The 18,888-nt window shown below is 37.6% G+C and carries 14 protein-coding genes; 9 read left to right on the top strand and 5 right to left on the bottom strand.

The window, feature by feature from the left end:
- Window positions 1-30: 30 nt before the first annotated feature.
- Window positions 31-1,794 (bottom strand): hypothetical protein, encoded by a 1,764-nt coding sequence (locus MKJ01_RS13115; protein WP_241614586.1) that lies wholly within the window; start codon window positions 1,792-1,794, stop codon window positions 31-33.
- Between the two features lie 78 nt (window positions 1,795-1,872).
- Window positions 1,873-4,836 carry a tetratricopeptide repeat protein gene (locus MKJ01_RS13120; RefSeq protein WP_241614585.1) on the bottom strand — a complete coding sequence of 988 codons (2,964 nt, stop codon included), beginning with the start codon at window positions 4,834-4,836 and terminating at the stop codon, window positions 1,873-1,875.
- 247 nt (window positions 4,837-5,083) lie between these two features.
- On the opposite strand from MKJ01_RS13120, the gene MKJ01_RS13125 reads away from it, so the two are divergent.
- Both MKJ01_RS13125 and MKJ01_RS13130 read left to right on the top strand, forming a co-directional pair.
- The gene (locus tag MKJ01_RS13125; protein ID WP_241614584.1) at window positions 5,084-6,754 is read left to right on the top strand and encodes an APC family permease; all 1,671 of its coding nucleotides are present in this window, start codon (window positions 5,084-5,086) and stop codon (window positions 6,752-6,754) included.
- Window positions 6,755-6,861: 107 nt separating this feature from the next.
- The gene (locus tag MKJ01_RS13130) at window positions 6,862-7,209 is read left to right on the top strand and encodes a DUF962 domain-containing protein (RefSeq protein WP_241614583.1); all 348 of its coding nucleotides are present in this window, start codon (window positions 6,862-6,864) and stop codon (window positions 7,207-7,209) included.
- Window positions 7,210-7,357: 148 nt separating this feature from the next.
- On the opposite strand, the gene MKJ01_RS13135 is transcribed toward MKJ01_RS13130, so the two are convergent.
- The 3 genes from MKJ01_RS13135 to MKJ01_RS13145 form a co-directional block, all read right to left on the bottom strand.
- Window positions 7,358-9,379 (bottom strand): DUF3857 domain-containing protein, encoded by a 2,022-nt coding sequence (locus MKJ01_RS13135; RefSeq protein WP_241614582.1) that lies wholly within the window; start codon window positions 9,377-9,379, stop codon window positions 7,358-7,360.
- 207 nt (window positions 9,380-9,586) lie between these two features.
- The gene (locus MKJ01_RS13140) at window positions 9,587-10,510 is read right to left on the bottom strand and encodes an SPFH domain-containing protein (RefSeq protein WP_241614581.1); all 924 of its coding nucleotides are present in this window, start codon (window positions 10,508-10,510) and stop codon (window positions 9,587-9,589) included.
- 67 nt (window positions 10,511-10,577) lie between these two features.
- Complete coding sequence (locus MKJ01_RS13145) at window positions 10,578-11,933, bottom strand: deoxyguanosinetriphosphate triphosphohydrolase (RefSeq protein ID WP_241632647.1); 1,356 nt, start codon at window positions 11,931-11,933, stop codon at window positions 10,578-10,580.
- A gap of 247 nt (window positions 11,934-12,180) precedes the next feature.
- Between MKJ01_RS13145 and MKJ01_RS13150 the strand changes: the two genes are divergently transcribed.
- The 7 genes from MKJ01_RS13150 to MKJ01_RS13180 all read left to right on the top strand — a co-directional run bounded on the left by MKJ01_RS13150 (window position 12,181) and on the right by MKJ01_RS13180 (window position 18,885).
- A complete protein-coding gene (locus tag MKJ01_RS13150) occupies window positions 12,181-12,915 on the top strand; it encodes a DNA-formamidopyrimidine glycosylase family protein (protein ID WP_241614579.1) in 735 nt (244 codons plus the stop codon).
- 1,679 nt (window positions 12,916-14,594) lie between these two features.
- Window positions 14,595-14,828, top strand: a complete 234-nt coding sequence (locus MKJ01_RS13155) for a thioredoxin (RefSeq protein WP_241614578.1) — start codon at window positions 14,595-14,597, stop codon at window positions 14,826-14,828.
- 71 nt (window positions 14,829-14,899) lie between these two features.
- Window positions 14,900-15,166 (top strand): DUF2024 family protein, encoded by a 267-nt coding sequence (locus MKJ01_RS13160; protein ID WP_241614577.1) that lies wholly within the window; start codon window positions 14,900-14,902, stop codon window positions 15,164-15,166.
- Window positions 15,166-15,777: a MarR family winged helix-turn-helix transcriptional regulator gene (locus tag MKJ01_RS13165; RefSeq protein ID WP_241614576.1), complete on the top strand. Its 612-nt coding sequence runs from the start codon at window positions 15,166-15,168 to the stop codon at window positions 15,775-15,777. The genes MKJ01_RS13160 and MKJ01_RS13165 overlap by 1 nt, the downstream gene beginning before the upstream one ends.
- Before the next feature lie 17 nt (window positions 15,778-15,794).
- Window positions 15,795-16,523 (top strand): AAA family ATPase, encoded by a 729-nt coding sequence (locus tag MKJ01_RS13170; protein ID WP_241614575.1) that lies wholly within the window; start codon window positions 15,795-15,797, stop codon window positions 16,521-16,523.
- 143 nt (window positions 16,524-16,666) lie between these two features.
- Window positions 16,667-16,864, top strand: a complete 198-nt coding sequence (locus tag MKJ01_RS13175) for a hypothetical protein (RefSeq protein WP_241614574.1) — start codon at window positions 16,667-16,669, stop codon at window positions 16,862-16,864.
- Between the two features lie 218 nt (window positions 16,865-17,082).
- Window positions 17,083-18,885 carry an ABC transporter ATP-binding protein gene (locus MKJ01_RS13180; RefSeq protein WP_241614573.1) on the top strand — a complete coding sequence of 601 codons (1,803 nt, stop codon included), beginning with the start codon at window positions 17,083-17,085 and terminating at the stop codon, window positions 18,883-18,885.
- Window positions 18,886-18,888 lie beyond the last annotated feature (3 nt).

Consider the following 18,888-nt stretch of genomic DNA (forward strand, 5'->3'; position numbering starts at 1 on the left):
TTTATTTAATTATTACGTATCATCAATACATTAGAATGTAATTTTCACGCCTCCCAAAATTTGTGCACCCAAGACTTTATAGCCTTTGTACGTCTGGTATTTTGAGCTCAGAAGATTATTTCCGAGAGCAAAAATACTGAAATTTTTGTGAACTTTGTACTCTGCAGAAAGATTTAAATCGGCGTAGCCCCCAACTTTATCATTGGTGTCTTCGGTTGGCTGGTACATGAGAGGACTCCCAACTCCTTCAAGCACAAACGAATTGGTCGTTCTGTCGCTGGCAAAAAGTCCCTTGAAACCGAGTAATAATTTTTGATCCAGCATGGTATATTTTGCTCCGATGGTAGCATTAAACAGCGGCACATTGTAAATATTTTCGTAATTTTTAAGATCAAATTTGGTAAATTTCACCTCTGCATCCAATATTAAATTTGCCAACGGAAAGTATTGCAGGCTTCCTTTAACGTCACTCACATTTCCGTCATCATATACGGTGGAAAATGTGTTTGCATAATTATAGGCAGCACGGTTGAGGGTATAATTGTTATCAAACAAGCTGTTTGCCTTAAAGAACATGATATCTCTCATTTTTCCGTATCCTGCTGAAAAATCATATTTGAATGTTTCATCGATATCTCCTCTTAATCCAGCATAGAAATGATATTTTGTTTCAGTAGGTTTAAGATACTGGTCCGATACGATGAATGGGTTTTGCTGAAGAAGATCTGCATACGTGTTCAGCTTGAGGCCTCCGTCTACCCCACCGTAAAATTTAAATGCATCCCCTGCGGCAACCTGGAACTCAGCTTTTGGAAACCAATATGTCTTGTTTGCTTTCAGCTGTTCTGCCATCAGGCTGTTTGTATTTTTTGAGTTCAGGAATGAAAAAGAAGAACCGAGCATTAGATAAGATTCTCCTTTTCTGAATGTCACTTCAGGTGCCAAACCTATGTTGACGAAGTTGGATGAATTCTTATCGACGATGGCAAACTCACTTTTTACAGCTTCCAGCCCTACTCCCAAATCCGCATTCAGGTTGATTCCTGATTTTCCGATTTCAACAGCGTGCTTGGATAAATTGGCCAGCACGGAAACCTGGTTTTCCTGAGCATCGAAATGGTCTTTTAAGAATGATGATTTTACCCTGATATCATTCAGGATCTCATTGGAGTAAAAATCATAATAGCCGTTTACTTTAAACTGATTTACCCGCTGGTCCAGGTCAACATCTACGGGCTCCAGTGCATAAATACCGTAATAATTGTAGCTGTTTAAGCCGTATTCGGCATTTAAGTTAAATTTCCCCTTGTCTCCGTAAGAATTAAGGAATGCACCCAATGTAGTCGAGCTTTGTTTTGAATCCCATGGATATTCTTTTTTAAGGCCTTGTGTCGACAGGAAATGTACATCCGCGCCTACCTCAATTTTATTTTCCAGTGTTTTTGAAACGTTGGCATCACCGAGGATCTTCCCGTAATTTCCCATTCCAAACTGAATATAGTTATTCTGAACTGAACCTTCAAATTTCGGTGTTACATCCTGTCCCTGAATTGTAGAAGTTTTAAAGTCGGACACTGCGGGAACATCCGTGATCTTGTACTGTACAGGATTCTGGGATTTTTCTTCCGGCGGATAATTTTTGATGGTTTCTACAGAAGTTTTCTTTTTTTCAATTTTCTTTACTTCCGGTTCTCTTTTTTTATTAAGAATCAGCTTTTCTTCTTTAATCTGGGAAAACGCTGCGGACGAAATCCCTAAAAATATGATGGATAATAATTGAATTCTTCGGTTCATATTATTTGTATTTAAGTATGTAATCTGTATCAATGCTTTCCGTACATTAACACATTTTACGCTAACATGACTACTCTTTTACTTTTTAATCTGTTTTTTAACCTCTTTTGCTTCTGCTACGACATCAGGAAAATCCTTGTAGTTTTCAATAATCTGATCACAGGTATAGCTTGCCTGGTAATTGTCTTTTAAACCGACATAGTTTTTAGCCATCAGCACCAACGCTCTTGCACCCCAATATTCTTCGGAAGCATAGTTATTGGCCAGTTTAAAAATAGTTTCGTTGGAGGACTTAAAGGCTTTTGCTTTATTCTGATAATAAGCTTTTGCATAAATAGCTTCTGCTGCCACCGAAGTGTTTGAGGATTTCTCAAGCGAAGCATATGCCGTCTGCGCATCCTTATCTTTTCCGGAATTCATCAGACTCCTTGCCTTAATTACTTTTGCCGTTTCAATAACAGCTACTGAGTTTTTAGTATTGGCAATAACAGCATCCGCCAATTTTTCGGCCTGTGGGAAGTTTCTTTCTTCAGCATACAGCTTCATCAGTTCTACATTGGCGTAGTTTTTAATGTTGACGTCTGAGGAATTGCTGATATTTTCCAGATAGGTTCTTGCTTGTGCATTATCGCCCTGAGCAATATAAATCTGAGCAAGACGGGTTTGCGCATCATCCTGGTAATCATTAGGAACAGCCGCTAATTCCTGTAGCACAAGAAGTGCTTTGGTTGCATTTTTGGTCTGGTAATAACTTTCGCCAAGTTCATATTTAGCCTGATATAAGCCTTCTCCCGTTGGGTTCTGGGTCAAATATTTTTCGTAATAAGAAATGGCGTTCTTGTAGTCTTTTTTAGTGAACAGCTGTTTCGCTGTTGATAAATTAATTTCATCAATTTCAGCAGCATCTATATTAACTCCTATATTTCTGGCAAAGCTCTCGTATCCTGCGACATCACCGTTCTTTGTAAAGATAGGTTTCGCAGCCTGAACTATTTTCTCTGCATACGCCGTATTTTTGTACTGTTCGCCCAGAGATTTCAATTCGGACAATGCTTTATCATTCTGGTTCTGGTCAATATAGTTCTGTGCCCTGTAGATGGAAGCATTTGCTACCAAATCTTTATCGGAAGACGTCTTAATGACTTTATTAAAGAAATCATTGGCATTGTTAAAATCATCCTGAGCCGCATAAGCAGTCCCGATCTCATATTGGGCATCATCGTAATAATCGGAATCCGGATATTTCGACAGGAGATTTTTAAGATTGGTTATTTTTGCCTGTGTGTCTCCTTTAAACCCTAAAGCCATGGCTTTCTGGTATAAGGTATAATCTGTCGCATCTTCATTTTTGTCGTAGATAGCAATGGCTTCATTCAGGTTATTGTTGGCATAATTAATATCTGCCAGACGAAGTTCAGCATCATTTTTAAACTCAGGCTTCGGATTCTTCAAATACTGCCTGAAATAGGTTTCTGCCTGGTCAAATTTCTTGGATTTAAAATAAGCATATCCGAGGTCATACGGCAGCTGCTGTTTCTCAGGGAAGTTTTCGGTAAGCAGCTTTTCGTAGCGGGCAATGGCTGACGGATAATTCCCTTTTTGGTAATACACCTGTCCTAACCAGTATAAAGCCCTGCTGTTAAATTCTTTATTGATATTGAATCCTAAACTTCTCAGGAAATACTGTTCTGCCTCATCATAATTTCCCTTGTTGAACTCTTCAGTCCCCAGCAGGTAAGAAACTTCCTGGTCTATCTTATCAATGTCCGGAGAGGAATTCTGAAGCCTGTCGATAGCATTAAGCGTTTCCTTGTAGTTTCCGGAATACAGGTAAGATTTCACCAAAAGCGATCTCATTTCTGCTCCGTTCGCCGCATTAGGATTTTCATTAATATAATTCTGGATAACTGTCGATGCACTTTCAAACGGGTTTCCGATGTCGTAACTTAATTTGGCATACTGTTCATGAGCCAGCTTTTTAACCTTAGGATCATAATTCATCTGGTAAGATGAACGGAAAGCTGAAAGGGCCTCCTGTTTTTTATCAACCGCCAGGTAAGCATTTCCAAGCTGATAATAAGCATTTTGGGCTAACGCTGAATTGCTGTTCAGCAACTGGTTATAGTAAGAAACGGCTTCGTCATATTTTTTAAGCTGTGCAGCGACAAAACCCATTTCATACAGGTCATTTTCAGACGGGTTCTGCTGAACGCTCAGATAATCTTTAAGATGCGGATACGCAGAAGCGTAATCGTTTTTCATAAAATAACTTTCCCCTATAATCTTGTGAACTTCGGCTTTGTAAGCTTCTGAAATATCTTCATTAAGCAATACGGTACCTTCAGAAATTGCCTTATCGTAATCTTTGTCATTATAGTACATCTGAACATAATAAGGACGCACCAGTTTGGCATATTTCGGCTGGTCTCTCACCGAATCAAAATATTGGAAAGCTTTATCATTCTGCCTGTCCGAATAATACAAATGGCCCAGCATGTAGGCAATATCTCCTTTTTGTGATTCATCCGCTGTTTTATAAGCTTCTTCCAGTGCATCTGTTGCGCCTTTGGAATCTCCCATCATAAATTTGGCATACCCCAATTTCAGAATATACTGTGTATTTTCTTCTTTGGAAAGCTGATATTGATTAATCTTTTTCAGCGTTTCCAAGGCTTTAGGGAAATCTTTTTTCGCTAAATAATAATCTGCTAACGGCAGGTTCGCCTGAGCAAAATAGGCCGAATTCGGATATTCCTTGATAAAAGCGGTCAGCCCGTCTTCCGCATGATTCTTCTGAAGAATTACGCCGATCACATTATCGAAAAATTTCGCTGCTTCTTTTTTTGATCTGGACAGGTTCTCATTGTAGAAATACTGTCTTGCATATTCGTACTGTGAAGCATTATAGATCTTGGTCTGATAAAGGTTTTCTGCCAGATTGAACCTGTAGTTTTCTTTATGCGTAAAATATTGAGACTGTTGGGCATCGGCAATACCGAAATACAGAACAGCAGTCGCCAGGAGTATTTTTTTCGAGTTCATTACTTGTAAATTTTAAAATGGGCAAGCCTGAAAACCAGGTCTAAATATTTAAAATTCTGTGGAAATTATCCACAATTGGTCAACGAAAATATCGAAAAGATATTGCATAAACAAGCCTTTTAACACATTGTTAATAAGTGATTCTGATTTTATGACTTCTTAACTTTTTATAAGAAACCTTAAGAAAAACAAAATTATTTGAGAGAAATAATTACATTTGCTTTTTTCAAATAAAATATAGTATTGAATGGGTCAGCTTTTTAGAAGAAAAATTTATTCAGATTCAGATACATCCACAGGTTTATTGAGAGTCTTGGGTGTTTGGGACATCGTTTTTTTTGGTATTGCGGCCATCATCGGGGCAGGAAGTTTCAGCAGTTTAGGAGAAGCTGTTTTCAGGGGAGGTCCCGGCGTTATCTTACTATATTTGATCTGTGGTTTCGCTTGTGGTTTCACTGCGCTTTGTTATGCAGAATTTGCCAGCAGAATCCCGACAGCCGGCTCTGCCTATACGTACGCCTATGCAAGCTTCGGGGAATTAATTGCATGGATTATCGGCTGGGCTCTGATTATGGAATATTCGTTCGGAAATATTTATGTAGCCTTTTCCTGGTCAGATTATTTTACCAGCTTTCTTGAACGTCTTGGCATGCACATCCCTGATTATCTGACCTGCAGCTATACCGAAGCTAAAAAAGCCTTTCTCAACGGCTCCGAAAATAAAGAACTCATTAACGCGTGGAGCCATGCACCCCTGATCGTAAACCTGAAATTCATTGTGGATGTTCCGGCCCTGGTTATCAACGGGCTGATTACGTGGCTGTGTTATATAGGAGTCAAAGAAAGTAAAAATTTCAACAATGCTTTGGTGATTTTAAAACTGGCAGTTATTGTTCTGGTTATTCTGGTCGGATTTTCTTACATCACTACAGATAACTGGACCCCTGTTAATCCTGAAACCCATGTGGCCTCTTTTATGCCGAACGGTTTTGCCGGAGTCATGAGTGCCGTTTCCGGGGTATTCTTTGCATACATCGGGTTTGATGCATTAAGCGTATTATCCGAAGAGACAAAAGATCCACAAAAGACCCTGCCAAAAGGAATGATCATCTCATTGGTGTTGTGCACCGTTATTTATATTGCACTCACACTTGTATTGACGGGAATGGTGGATTACAGAAAGTTTGATGGTGTTGGAGATCCTCTCTCTTTTATTTTTGAAAAATCAAATGCCAACGTAGCATGGATGGAACTTACCGTTTCTTTCGTTGCCATTGTCGCCATTACTACGGTACTTTTGGTTTTCCAGATGGGCCAGCCGAGAATCTGGTATGCTATGAGCCGTGACGGTCTGATGCCACAGAAATTCCAGACGGTACACCCTAAGTATAAAACCCCTTCGTTTGCAACCGTTGTTACCGGTATTGTGGTGGGAATTCCCATTTTGTTTACCGATAAGTCCTTTATTCTGGACTTTACCAGCATCGGAACCATTTTCGCTTTCGTACTGGTATGCGCAGGGGTACTGATGTTGCCTGCCAAAGAAAAGCTGAAGGGCAGGTTTCACCTTCCGTATATCAACGGAAAATTTATTTTTCCGGTTATCTTTATCGGCGGACTGATTGTATTCTATCTTTGGCAGCCTGAGTTTTTTGATACGTTAATGAATTGGAAAGATCCTGAGCAAGGCGAATTCAGAGCATCCATCTTCTTTTTCATACTGATTAATCTAGGGCTTTGCATCCTGACTTTTATTAAAAATTTCTCATTGATTCCTTTAATCGGATTAAGTTCCTGCCTGTATCTGCTTACGGGGATGAGCCATGACAACTGGTTTTGGTTCGGGTTATGGTTTGCAATCGGCCTGATCATTTATTTCTGTTATGGCTACAGGAACAGCAAGCTGAAAAAAGCATAGTTTTACTGCTATATAAAACAAGTCCGGGCTGCGATCGCAGCCCGGACTTGTTATTTCAGATTGGCGAACTTATTGCTCTAGGTTTTAGAGTTTAAATCACAAATGCCATGGCTGAAAGAATTAAAAACTTTAAGGAATTTTATCAGTTTTATCTGACAGAGCACAGCAAATCCGGGACCCGGGTTTTCCATTTCATCGGAACCCTGCTGGTCTTTTTTGTTATCGGATATGTTATCGCCTCAGGAAAAGAACGTTTTTTATGGTATGTCCCGATCTTTGGTTACGGATTTGCCTGGTTGAGTCACGCTGTAATCGAAAAAAACAGGCCTGCCACCTTTAAATATCCTGTTTGGTCGCTCCTATCTGATTTTAAGCTTTTCTTTGAGCTTTTGATCGGGAAACAAAAATTCGGTGGAAAATCCACTTCCAAAAACACAGAACCACAAAATCATTGATGATCTGCAAATAATGATTTTTATTTTTACATTTTTTTAATACCAAAAAAGGAATTAATAAATATATATTATCCTTAAAAAATGACTTCGGGCTTGCATAGCAAGCCCGAAGTCATTTTCATATTAATTCAGAATAATTAAATGATATTTACATAAACCGCTTTTTAAAATTGAACTTCAGCATATTCATTAACCCGGGTTCGACAATATCAATCCCCAGACCGAAATTACTGTCGGCCACCGTATGATGGTCTGTCCTGAATTTTTCAAAATCATTTTGCGGTATTTCAAGATTTACCAGAGGATTATATTCAATAGTAACCGTTGCACCGTTCTTGGTTACTTTTTTACGGCTGATAAAATCAAAATACGGATTACGGATGGTACTTTCCTGAACAGTGTACTTTTCCTCGGTATCGATTTTCTGGTCGGTATAAAGATTAATCTCATACTTTTCACTGTCGAAATTATGCCAGAAAGAAACATCTTTATGCATAAAATCCCGGGCACTTGCCTTGACTACATTCCGGTCAAAATACATCAGGAAGCGGTTGTTTTTTGCATCTACAAAATAAGGGTTTTCTATAGTGGATTTGTACTGGATTTTAAATTCATTAAGCCTTTTATCATCGCTGATAACATCGATGGACGAATCTTTGAAAACATTCCTGATATCGGTTCCGTTTCTGTCATTGGAATAGTTCAAACTGTAAAAAAGGAAATTATTCCAGCTGTCGATCACTTCTCTCTTGTTCGTATTTTTAAAATACCTTCTCATTGCATTGGCACGGTTTCCTTTATAAGTAGTGGTTAAAACTAAAGTTCCGGAATTTCCCCGGACGTTAAAATCCACTTTCTCATCCACACAGAAATAAGGATAACGGTATGGTTTTCTTTCCTTTAATTCCTGGTCCGGTTTTATTTCAAGATAATGCATGAAATAAATGAAGCCACGGTTTTCAAGAAGCCCGAATTCTTCACGGGTCGTAGCGTCAACAAACACATCTTCGCCTTTATAGTTAATTTTTACAATTGCGTGATTAAATGTAAGCAATGAAGGCAGGTAATATTTAATGTAAAAATCAGTATGGAAATTTACCAGAACAACCGAAGATTCCACACCGATATAATCTAAGATTACTTTTAAGAGAACCGATTTCGCTTTACAGTCGCCTTGTTTATTTTCATACGTGACAGCCGGTTCCTGCGGCTTGTGCCCGTTCATTTCATCAGCATTGAAAATATAATAAATATTGTTCTGCACATATTCTACAGCGAACTGTACTTTTTCGTCTGCATCTGCAATACCATCCAACTTTTCAGCGAGATCCGGAGCAAAGCTTTTTAACGGAGCTTCATTGAAGATTTCATCATAAATCGGGGCAATATAGTTAGAAAGATCTTTCCAGTCAGCAACGGTTGCGAAATCGATATAAGGGAAAACTTCGCGGTTGGCATCAACAGGATTGATGTAATTTTTCTCTTCAAATACAAACCGTTCCCCTTTATCCAGATAACTTGCTTCAGGCTCAATAACATTTCCTTTTTCATCCCGGAAGAATGTTTTTTTACAGGCGATTTTCTTGTCCCTGTCATTAATAAATGTAAACGAATAGCTCCCGTACGCCCAGTAGTTATCCGGACTTACCCAAACGTATTTTGAAAACTCTTTTCTCAGGAAATCACGTTCTGTAAAGGCTTTTACTCTTGAATCTTCCATGATGAGAATATCATATAACCGGAGGTCTTTTATTGTAATATTGATTTTCTTATTGCTGCTTAAAATCCCTCCGCTGCTTTGGCTTTCACTGTCCAGCACCTTTATTTTGGCATCTTGGATCTTATCGATTAATACGCCATCTCTTAATACACTGATCCTGTGAATATGGTATATTTCATTTTCTTCAACGATAATATCAGAAACCGAAGCCCTTTCAAGATTTGCAGGCTCGTTAAGAGTATAGGCCATACAGATATACTCACTGTTTTCAGTATTGCTCGTACGGTATTTTTTATCTAAAAAATAGCAGAAGTCTTTTCCGCTATCAATTTGTTCTTTAGAAAATTCAGACTCCTGTATCCTGTTTATAAGCTCCTGATCATCAATATTCCCTGCCCATGACTCCGATTTCTGGATTTTGTAATTTTCAATTTCAATTTGATTGTCCATATTTATATTTTACTGTGTTCTGTGAATGTGGTATAAAAGTAAGGTCAAATTAGGAATTTAAAAACTAAAAAACAACAGTTCCGAATTTAAGATATTTGTTTATACTTAAGACGCATGCTCAAAATGGGATCGGAAAAAGATTTAGAAACATGAAAAAATCCTTCCATTAAAATGAAAGGATTATATTTTTAATAAACAGTTTTACTATTAATGGTTTTTGGGTGGATCGGTGATGATTTTACTGTACTCATCCATTTTCTGAGTGGCTGCCATCGAAACGACTAAGTCATTCAGCATTGAACTGGCTGCAGTAGGCGAATTCGGTAGCAACACCAGGTTACTTCTGTTGTTTGCTCCGATAGAGTTCAAGGTGTCATAATGCTGCGTCACAACAATTAATGCAGAAGCTTCCTGTGCATTGATATTGGCGGCATTCAGCATTTTCACAGATTCTTCAAGGCCTTTTGCGATCTCTCTCCTCTGATCGGCAATCCCCTGCCCCTGCAGTTTTTTAGATTCCGCTTCAGCTTTCGCTACAGCTACAATCCTGATTCTCTGTGCTTCGGATTCGTATTCTGCGGCCGTTTTTTCACGTTCTGCAGCATTGATCCTGTTCATCGCATGTTTTACCTGCTCATCCGGATCAATATCCGTAACCAATGCTTTGATGATATCGTACCCGTAACTCTGCATCGCATCCTGAAGTTCGCTCTTTACAGCAATGGCAATATCATCTTTTCTTACAAAAACATCGTCTAGCTTGGTTTTTGGAACTTCTGCACGAACGACATCAAAAACATAGGATGTAATTTGATTTTCAGGATTTTCCAGACGGTAAAAAGCATCCTTTACATTTTCCCTAATCACCTGGTACTGGACGGAAACTTTCATTTTAATGAAAACATTATCCAGCGTTTTAGTATCAATAATCACATCCAGCTGCTGAATCCTCAGATTCAAACGTTTGGAAATCTGATCCAGAAACGGAATTTTCAAGTGAAGGCCGGCGTGGCTTACCTTCAGAAATTTACCCAGTCTCTCTACTACGGCTGCAGATTCCTGCTTCACCGTAAAAAAGGATGCGAATAACGTAATAAGTCCGAAAAAGACGAGAATACCTAAAAAAATCATACTTTTTATTTTTCAATGAGCTGATAAGATACACATTTATAAGATATCAGTCAAATAAAACGTATGATTAAACGGTCATTCCGATATCAATTCCTTTAATTTTACGATAAAGATCAGTGGCATAATTATCAGTCATTCCCGAAACGAAATCAATGACACCAAGAACTTTCTGGTAATCGGTTCCGTTTTCATAGATGAACTGTTTCGGAATTAATTTTAATGCTTTTATATCGTAAGATTTAATTTTTTCTTCAGATTTAAGAATGGACGGAATAAAATGATCCAATAACTCATACATCACGTTATATCCTGCATTTTCAATTTCCACTACGGCTTTGTGGTTATAAATCTTTTCGACTGAAAAACCTGCAATATCCTGCAATGCTTTATTTTCAGCTTTATAAATATCCAGCAGGCCGTTACTGAGGTTTCCTTCAAGAATCGTTTCAAAATGGCCTTTATACATTTCAATAGATTTATTGATTAATGCATTGATTACTTTCGCTCTTAAATATGAAATTTTTTCGTTTTCATTGCCGATAGAATCCAGTTTTCTCTTCACCCGGTCTACATCATCGGTTTCAGATTTCACCAGTTCAAAAAACAGGTTTTCACAGTCAGCAGTTGAAACAATCCCAAGCCTGTGCGCATCTTCCATATCGATAATATTGTAACAGATATCATCTGCCGCTTCTACAAGCCATACAAAAGGATGCCTTTTAAAGATATACGGGTCTTCACTTTCTGAAATCAAATCCGTCCCCTCTGCGATCTTAAGAAAAATGTCTTTTTCATTCTGAAAAAAACCAAATTTCTTCCTGTGGATAACCCCTTTTTTCTTAGCCACAGACTCACATGGATATTTCGCAATGCTTGCCAGCGTAGCAAATGTTAGCTGAGTACCGCCTGCATCTTTGCCCTGCTGCTGCTGGGCCAAAACCCTGATTGCATTTGCATTCCCTTCAAAATTAACCAGGTCTGCCCATTCTTTATCACTAAATTTCGGTTTTAAATCCGTTTCATTCCTGTCAAAATAGCTGGCAATGGCATCTTCGCCCGAATGCCCGAAAGCAGGGTTTCCAACGTCATGGCAAAGGCAGCCTGCGGCAATTACATTTCCTAAATTATGGAGGTAAAAATTTTTAGAATCTTCGTTTAAATCATTTTTAAACTGATCGTGAATAAATTCCCCAATCACACTTCCCAAACTTCTTCCCACCGAAGAAACTTCCAGCGAATGCGTTAAACGGTTATGTACAAAAACACTTCCTGGAAGCGGAAAAACCTGCGTTTTATTCTGCAGCCTTCTGAAAGCCGATGAAAAAATAATTCGGTCAAAGTCCCGCTGAAAATCAGTTCTCGAAGCTTTCGTCTGTGGATTGTTTCCCGTTCTCTGATTGGTAAAAATCCGGTTTAAGTTCATCATTTTTCAAAATTACTTCAAATTTTATTTTCTATGAACCAATCGGACAATTTTTTATGAAAACCCACAAATATTCTTCTTTCTGAAATCAACTTTTTCAGTTCATCTGCTTTTGCTTTTCCTGTCAATGGTTCAGTCAAGTCATAATAATGGTTATATTATTTCCTTACATCCTGTAAAAAATTTACCCGACAAACCTTTTTTTCATGGCAGAATTATTGTTATTTAAAAGCCTAAAATACACACCATGCCTGAAGGTCCATCTATTATATTAATGAAAGAAGATCTGCAAAAATTTGCAGGCAAGAAAGTTATCGAAGCTGGCGGAGATGCCAAATTCGGGAAAGATATTTTTGAAGGAAAAGTTTTAAAAGAGATCCGGACTTTTGGAAAACAGACTTATCTTGTTTTTGACGACATTGCCATAAGAATTCATCTGCTTATGTTCGGATCTTATGAAATTGATGAACAGACAAAACCTGATCGGCAATTAAGACTATCATTGATCTTCAAAGATGGCGGAATGTATTTTTATACCTGCAACGTAAAGTTGGTGGATTTAGAATTTTTAGCTGCAATTGACTGGGAAGCAGATGTGATGAGTGATGACTGGGATCCTAAAAAAGCAGAGAAAAAATTAAAAGCCCATCCGGAAATGTTGGTTTGCGATGCTTTAATGGATCAGACTATTTTTTCCGGGGTTGGAAACATTATTAAAAATGAAGTACTGTTCAGGATTGGTGTCCAGCCGGAAAGTATAGTGGGAAATATGCCTCCGAAAAAGCTCAGAGAACTGATCACAGAAGCCCGAAACTACAGTTTTGATTTCCTGAAATGGAAGCGCGAAAACACCCTTAAAAAGCATTGGCAGGCTCACACAAAGAAAATATGTCCTGTTTGTGGTGAAAATTTCATTAAAAAACAGACAGGTCTTGGTAAAAGAAGAAGCTTTTACTGCGAGAAGGATCAGAAATTATATTAAATAAATACAACCATGAAACTCATGTATCTTTTATATCTATCTTTCATTATTTCCTGTAAACAGTATAAGATAGAGAAAAACTGAAGTTGGGGAAGAAAAGGATATTACGTATAAAGAATTTAAACCGGATACTCATAAAGCCATTTTAAAAGCGAATCCTGCTCATATAAAATTCATCGCTGATAAAACTTAAGCAAGAATATAACAATGCTAACAGTACACATTCTGATAACAAAGATATTACCTGGATTCCGATTATAGATTTGGGTTTGTTTCATTACTCTATCGGAAAAATCAAAAAAGATAAAGACGGAAAAAAATTTTTATCTCTTATGGAAGCGGTTCAGGCCGAGGTTATTCTCAAGCGGTTTACAAAAGTGGAAATGGAATGTAAAAAGCATTTCAACTTATAGTATCTAATTAGATAATAATTTCGTTGTGACTTTAATCTTGACTATATATATAAAACTAACACCTAGTTTTAAATCTGGTAATTCACTATTTATTTAAAGTCTTAAGAATACTCAAAAAATAATAACTGACTGTTATTATAACAGTACAATATCTGACAGAAACTCATTTCCAAAACAGTCAGATTTAAAAAATCTTTTTAAATAATCCAGGCCAGATCACAAACAGTATAATATATTTCATTTTGTAGTGTAAAATTAAGCTACAAACGAAATAGATCTTTCACATGTCCTGTAGGCCATCCGTATAATAAAAAACCAATGGATCAAATCACTAATAATAAATTTTATTAACATTAAAAAATAAAATATCAAAATAAAGTGATTTAAAGTTGAATCGATTTCTATTATTATGCAGAGCATTTTTTCTTCTTTGTATTATCAACTTTTAATTACAAAACGTAAAACTATTGAAGGATTGATAAAAATTTACAGATAACATAATAATAATACATATTAATTCTTAAATTTATATTAAATTTATGTAAACAAAAACCAACAAAATACTGAACTAAAAACACATAACATACTGATAAACATCATAATTATTTCATTTGGAGACTCATTTTAAAGTTGTAATATTGCAGTATAGAATTAGCAATAAATAATCAAATAATTAAAAATACAATAAAATGTTAACTTACATCGGAATCGCAACATGTTTAGTAGTTTTCTCTTCTTATTTCGCAACAGTAAAGAGAGAAGAAAGAAACTAACCGTAATTTCCAAAGCTGAATATAGTTCAGCCAGCAGAATACACAAATGAATGACACGGTTTATGTTTTTATTGAGATGAACATTCCCTTTTATTAAAATTCATCAAAACATAAGCAACAACACTAAGGAAATCTTTAATTTTTATTATAGCCGATAGGGTCGAACTTTTTTGTTCGGCCTTTTTTTGTTTTAATACTTTTGTGTTTACACTTAAAAGCCATCATTATTTTTAAATCCAGATGAGTTTGTTGGTACTGTAATGTAGTAGGTTATGGGTGAATAGAGACATAAAAGCAAGTAATAATCTGTTTACTTATAAATCTGTAAGCGTATATCAAATGAAATCTAATCTGCTATAAAATTCTATAATTATAAGTTCTAAAACAGGAAATTATAATCAAAATGTTAAAATCATGTTAAAACTAACTAAATCCATTATTTAGTTAGTTATCCTAACTATATTTGTACCACAAACAAATAAAATTATATACAATGAAAAAATCAGTTTTTTATCACGCAGGCTGTCCGGTTTGCATTAGTGCAGAACATGACATTATCGATCTTATCGGAAGAGATTCAGTAGAAATCGTTCATCTTAGTGACAACAGGGACAGAATTAATGAAGCAGAAAATGCAGGGGTACAATCGGTGCCGGCTTTAGTAACGCCTAATGGAAATGTGCTTCACATTAATTTTGGAGCTTCAATAGAAGATGTAAAAGGCTAAAAAAATTTGCTTCACATAGTTAGGACTACTACCTTTGTGAAGCAATTTATTGTTTAATGTAAAATTATCATATGAAAATTGCAGTTTGGGATACTTATGTCACTAAAAAAAACGGAACCGTAATGCATTTCGACATTATTGCTCCTGCACATATTAAAGATGAACACCTTATCCATCAGTTCGGGAAAGACTATCTTCGGACAAAAGGGCATGAACAATTAAGACTTACGGCAAAAGAATGTAGTTTCTGCCATACGGAAAATGTGCTGCCGGAATGGGAAAACGATATCGGCAAAAAAGGGTACTCCATCATTGAAATGGAAAATTGTAATGAATAATGAATGAATCAGATTTTAATCTAAAACATCAGAACCAGAACACGGAAAGCAAAATTGTGGCCTCCTTAGAAAGGATTTCACAGGCTTTCCGTGTTTTGCTTTGGCAGGAAAGCAAGGAACATGCTCTGAGCCCGATCCAGGTTCAGGTCCTGATTTTCCTTCTTAATCACAGTGATGAAAAAAGAAAAATCAGCTATCTCGCCGATGAGTTTAATATGACCAAGGCAACCATCAGCGAAACTGTAAAATCTTTAGAACAAAAAGGCCTTGTTACGAAAGATTATGAGCCTCACGACACCCGCAGCTATATCATCCATCTCAGTGGTAAAGGAATGGAAATTGCCGGTAAGACATCGTATTTTACTCAGCAGATTGGCGCTCCGATTCAGGTTATGGATCAGCAAGCAAAGGAGAAATTCCTCCAAAGCCTTTTTGATGTGATTCACTATTTGAACAGAACCGGAATCATAACCATCCAGAGGATGTGCACTACCTGCACGCATTTCCGGCCCTCAGCAGAAGGAAAAGAACCGGTCTGCAGTCTGTTGGAAAAGGTTTTATATTCCGAAGACCTGAGAATCGACTGCCCGGAACATATGATGAAAATTTAATTAAAAAAACAAAAATAATGAGTCTGTACAACCTTATAATACAGGATAAAGAAGAGGTTTCCCTTAATGATGTTTTCCTTGCCCCGCAAAATAAGGAACAGTTTGCCCAACTGATCAAAGAGCACACGTACAGCAAAGAACTTCAGGAATACGGGCTTCCGGTGAATAATAAAATCCTGCTGCAGGGAAGCTCCGGCTGCGGAAAAACCATGACGGCAAAAGCGATTGCCCATGCGTTGGGCAGGAACATCATCATCCTGAACTTAAGCAATATCGTTTCCTCAAGGATTGGTGAAACCTCGCAGAATATCAAGATGATTTTTGATAAAGCGGCAAGGGAACGTTCAGTTCTTTTCCTTGATGAACTTGATCAGATCGGCAAATCAAGAGGAAGCGATGATAAGGATGTGGGCGAAATGAGAAGACTGGTGAATACCCTCTTGCAGCTGATAGATTATTATCCTGACAATGCCCTGCTGCTCTGTGCCACGAACCATGCAGAAATCATAGATACGGCTTTACTGAGACGTTTCCAGTTAAAAATCAACTATGGAATGCCTTCTGCAGATTTCCTGGATACGTTCTATGATAAAATTCTAGCTCAATTTCCTGAAGACCTGAGAAATATCGAAAAAAAATACGGGATTTCGTTTGCAGAAGCAAAAGATTACGCTTTCACGGTGGTGAAAGGAAACCTGATTAAAAAACTTGAAGCCGGACCGATTAAAAATAATGGTCTGTTATAAGAAAACGCTTATTCTTCATGCCATTATACTGTAACAATCTTCACGGTCATCCAACCCATATTTCAAAACCCTTATGAACAAAAATCTTATTCTTTTACTGTTCCTTATTACTTCTATTACTTGCTTCAGCCAAAGTCATCAGAATGTATCGATTCAGCCGTAAGGAAAGAATTCAGCAAATTCCGGATGATGGATTGGTAATTACCGGCCTGAGAAAATTTACAGACAAAACATATGATGAAGATTCACGTAAAAATATCGGGCTTGGCTGGGAAATCGGAAATGGTTTTATTGAAAAAAATGGAGATACTTTCGGCAACTCCAGCTTGATGCGATATTAACCTGACAGACAGGTTGTCATCGTGGTGCTTTCCAATCATCAGAACGGAAAACTGGTAAGGGATCTGATGAGTGAAATCTCTATGGAGATTATCAAATAAAACGTATACAATAATTTGATTCTCCGTATTAATCCTAAGATTCATCGTAAACTGCAAAATATTAAATCTTACGTGATCCGATTTATATCTGTAATTTTGCGGACAACTATTGTAGAAGAATGAAAACATTATTTAATTATTTAAAACCTCATAAATGGCTACTTATTTTATCACTGGTTTTAGCCACCGTGAATCAGGTATTTTCCTTATTCGGCCCTGCGATTACCGGGAATATTTTAGACCAGCTGGTAACGCATCCTAATTTTTTTGATAAACAAAAGACCTTACCCAGAAACCTGGATCAGTATCTGTACGGGACTGATATATACCATGGTGTATTTTACTTTTTGGGATTATTAATCGGAACGGCTATGGTGAGCCGGATTGCAAAGGCTTTCCAGGATTATGTGGTCAATGTCATTACCCAGAAGTTCGGGGCCAGCATCTTTACCGACGGACTTCAGCATTCAATGGCACTGCCCTACCAGGAATTTGAAGACCAGAGAAGCGGGGAAACCCTTTCTGTTTTAACGAAAGTACGGGAAGATTCCGTGAAATTCATTACCAATTTCATCAACATTTTCTTTGGGATCCTGGTGAGTATTATTTTCGTTTCCGTTTATGCCATCCGCCTTCATTGGTCGATTATGCCGGTGTATGTTGTCGGAATTTTTCTCATTGCGTTTATTACGAATTTATTAAGCAAAAGAATTAAAAATATCCAGAAAACGATCGTTACAGAAACCACAGGCCTTGCGGGAAGCACCACGGAAAGTCTGAGGAATATTGAGATCGTGAAAAGTTTAGGCCTGACCAAACAGGAAGTCAAGCGGCTGAATAACAATACGTATAAAATCCTTGGACTTGAGCTCAGGAAAGTAAAAAGCATCCGTTCTCTTAGCTTTATCCAGGGAACGATGGTAAACTTCTTACAGCAAATGATTACCCTTACTCTGCTGTTCCTGATTTTCAGGAATATCGTAACTCCCGGACAATATCTTTCTCTGATGTTCTACGGATTTTTTATTTTCGGACCCATGCAGGAAATAGGAAACATCATCATTTCCTACCGTGAGGCAGAAGCTTCGTTGAATAATTTCGATAAGCTGATGAAAAAACCGGCTGAAGAAAAACCGCATACGCCAAAATCTATTGGTGCTATTGAAGAGCTGGAATTCAAAGAGGTTTCCTTTAAGCATCAGACTGCTTCTTACAAAGCCCTGAACAGTATTTCATTCGGTGTAAAAAACGGGGAAACCATTGCATTTGTCGGTCCCAGCGGTTCAGGGAAAAGTACACTTGTTAAATTATTGGTCGGATTGTACCGTCCGAAAGAAGGCTCTATTTATTACAACCATATCAACGGAAATGAATTTGATTTTGATGAACTGAGAAACCAGATCGGATTTGTAACCCAGGATACGCAGCTTTTTGCAGGGACCATTAAAGAAAACCTGTTGTTCGTAAATCCAAACGCAACAGAAGAAGACCTGAGATTAGCTTTAAAAAAGTCCAGCAGTACGGCACTTATCGAAAGGGCGGAAAACGGTATAGATACTGTGATCGGCGAAGGCGGCTTGAAATTAAGCGGCGGCGAAAAACAGCGAATCGCCATTGCCCGGGCGTTGCTGAGAAAACCGCACCTGCTAATTTTTGATGAAGCCACTTCCGCTTTAGACAGTATTACTGAAGAAGAAATCACCACTACCATCAAGGAAATATCAGATGAAAAAGACCAGATCACTGTACTGATTGCACACCGTTTAAGCACGATCATGCATGCTGATAGAATCTACGTTCTGGAACGAGGGAAAGTGATTGAAACCGGCTCACACGAAGATTTGCTGGCATTAAAAGGACTGTACTATGCCATGTGGCGCCAGCAGATCGGAGAACGGAAGATAGTAAAACCCGGCTTATAATAA

This window comes from Chryseobacterium sp. SSA4.19 (genome assembly GCF_022601875.1).
In the GTDB taxonomy this organism is placed as follows: Bacteria; Bacteroidota; Bacteroidia; order Flavobacteriales; family Weeksellaceae; genus Chryseobacterium.

Excerpts from the sequence above, each read along its gene's own strand:
- MKJ01_RS13115 (WP_241614586.1), bottom strand. The coding sequence starts at position 1,794 with ATGAACCGAAGAATTCAATTATTATCCATCATATTTTTAGGGATTTCG.
- MKJ01_RS13120 (WP_241614585.1), bottom strand. The coding sequence starts at position 4,836 with ATGAACTCGAAAAAAATACTCCTGGCGACTGCTGTTCTGTATTTCGGT.
- MKJ01_RS13125 (WP_241614584.1), top strand. The coding sequence starts at position 5,084 with ATGGGTCAGCTTTTTAGAAGAAAAATTTATTCAGATTCAGATACATCC.
- MKJ01_RS13130 (WP_241614583.1), top strand. The coding sequence starts at position 6,862 with ATGGCTGAAAGAATTAAAAACTTTAAGGAATTTTATCAGTTTTATCTG.
- MKJ01_RS13135 (WP_241614582.1), bottom strand. The coding sequence starts at position 9,379 with ATGGACAATCAAATTGAAATTGAAAATTACAAAATCCAGAAATCGGAG.
- MKJ01_RS13140 (WP_241614581.1), bottom strand. The coding sequence starts at position 10,510 with ATGATTTTTTTAGGTATTCTCGTCTTTTTCGGACTTATTACGTTATTC.
- MKJ01_RS13145 (WP_241632647.1), bottom strand. The coding sequence starts at position 11,933 with ATGAACTTAAACCGGATTTTTACCAATCAGAGAACGGGAAACAATCCA.
- MKJ01_RS13150 (WP_241614579.1), top strand. The coding sequence starts at position 12,181 with ATGCCTGAAGGTCCATCTATTATATTAATGAAAGAAGATCTGCAAAAA.
- MKJ01_RS13155 (WP_241614578.1), top strand. The coding sequence starts at position 14,595 with ATGAAAAAATCAGTTTTTTATCACGCAGGCTGTCCGGTTTGCATTAGT.
- MKJ01_RS13160 (WP_241614577.1), top strand. The coding sequence starts at position 14,900 with ATGAAAATTGCAGTTTGGGATACTTATGTCACTAAAAAAAACGGAACC.
- MKJ01_RS13165 (WP_241614576.1), top strand. The coding sequence starts at position 15,166 with ATGAATGAATCAGATTTTAATCTAAAACATCAGAACCAGAACACGGAA.
- MKJ01_RS13170 (WP_241614575.1), top strand. The coding sequence starts at position 15,795 with ATGAGTCTGTACAACCTTATAATACAGGATAAAGAAGAGGTTTCCCTT.
- MKJ01_RS13175 (WP_241614574.1), top strand. The coding sequence starts at position 16,667 with ATGTATCGATTCAGCCGTAAGGAAAGAATTCAGCAAATTCCGGATGAT.
- MKJ01_RS13180 (WP_241614573.1), top strand. The coding sequence starts at position 17,083 with ATGAAAACATTATTTAATTATTTAAAACCTCATAAATGGCTACTTATT.